The following is a 1196-nucleotide window of genomic DNA, read 5'->3' as shown; positions in this document are numbered from 1 at the left end:
GCTCAAGACGATCGAGAGCGGCGCCCAGAGCAAGGCATGGACCCACATCGGCGGCTCGTAGGCGAACTCCACCCACATCGCCAGCGCCACCACCACGATGCCGACGATCGACATCACGAAGAAGGCCGGGCCGTCGGCGGAATCGATGAAGCGGAAATCGAGCCCGCAGACCTCGCAAGCCGGGCGGAAGCTGAGAAAACCCTTGAACAGGTGCCCCTCGCCGCAGCGCGGGCAGCGCCCGCGCAGCCCCACGGTCGCCGGTGAATCGACGGTGCGGTTGTGCTCCATGGCCCTGCTCCTGAATGCGGTCCGCGCGAAGAGCCCGATCTGGGTCTCGCGTACCATAAGAAAAAGGGCGGCTTTCGCCGCCCTCTCATGCTCCTCACGCAGCGAGCGTGCGGTCAGTGTGCGGCGGCGTGGCCGACGCCCGAGCCCCACACGTAGATGGCGGCGAACAGGAACAGCCACACCACGTCGACGAAGTGCCAGTACCAGGCGGCGAACTCGAAGCCGAGGTGCTGCTTCTGGGTGAACTGACCGAGATAGGCCCGGTACAGGCACACCGCGAGGAAGATCGTGCCGATGATGACGTGGGCGCCGTGGAAGCCGGTCGCCATGAAGAAGGTGGCCGAGTAGATGCTGCCCGAGAAGCCGAAATGGGCGTGGCCGTACTCGTAGGCCTGGACGAAGGAGAACAGCACGCCGAGCGCGATGGTCAGCCAGAGGCCGTACTTCATCCCCTTGCGGTCGTTGTGCAGCAGGGCGTGGTGCGCCCAGGTGATCGTGGTGCCCGAGGTGAGCAGGATCAGGGTGTTGAGCAGCGGCAGGTGCCAGGGGTCGAAGGCCTCGACGCCCTTCGGCGGCCAGACGCCGCCGGTGAAGTCGACCCGCGAGGCCTGGATCGGGTCGGCGGTATAGAGCGCCGCCTCGAAATAGGCCCAGAACCAGGCGACGAAGAACATCACCTCGGAGGCGATGAACATGATCATGCCGTAACGGTGCGAGAGCTGCACCACCCGGGTGTGGTCGCCGGTGTTGGCCTCGTGGACGACGTCCCGCCACCAGCTCAGCATGGTGTAGAGCACGCCGATCAGGCCGGCGAAGAACACGTAGGGACCGAGCGCCAGGTTGGCGATGGTCAGGCTCTTCATCCACAAGACGGCGCCCGACGTCATCACGAAGCCGCTCATCGAGCC

The 1196-nt window shown here is 65.8% G+C and carries 2 protein-coding genes; both read right to left on the bottom strand.

Annotation, left to right across the window (positions count from 1 at the left end; genetic code table 11):
- A partial coding sequence (locus VQ03_RS28930) for a DUF983 domain-containing protein (RefSeq protein WP_048454383.1) occupies positions 1-288 on the bottom strand: 288 nt, incomplete at its 3' end.
- A 113-nt stretch (positions 289-401) separates the two neighbouring features.
- The coding region (locus VQ03_RS28925) for a cytochrome c oxidase subunit 3 (RefSeq protein WP_048454382.1) at positions 402-1196 on the bottom strand (795 nt) is incomplete at its 5' end.

Origin of the sequence: Methylobacterium tarhaniae (assembly GCF_001043955.1) — a bacterium.
GTDB classification, from domain to species: domain Bacteria; phylum Pseudomonadota; class Alphaproteobacteria; order Rhizobiales; family Beijerinckiaceae; genus Methylobacterium; species Methylobacterium tarhaniae.
Note: the sequence above shows the minus strand (reverse complement) of the source record. Positions and strands in the feature narration are given on the sequence as shown.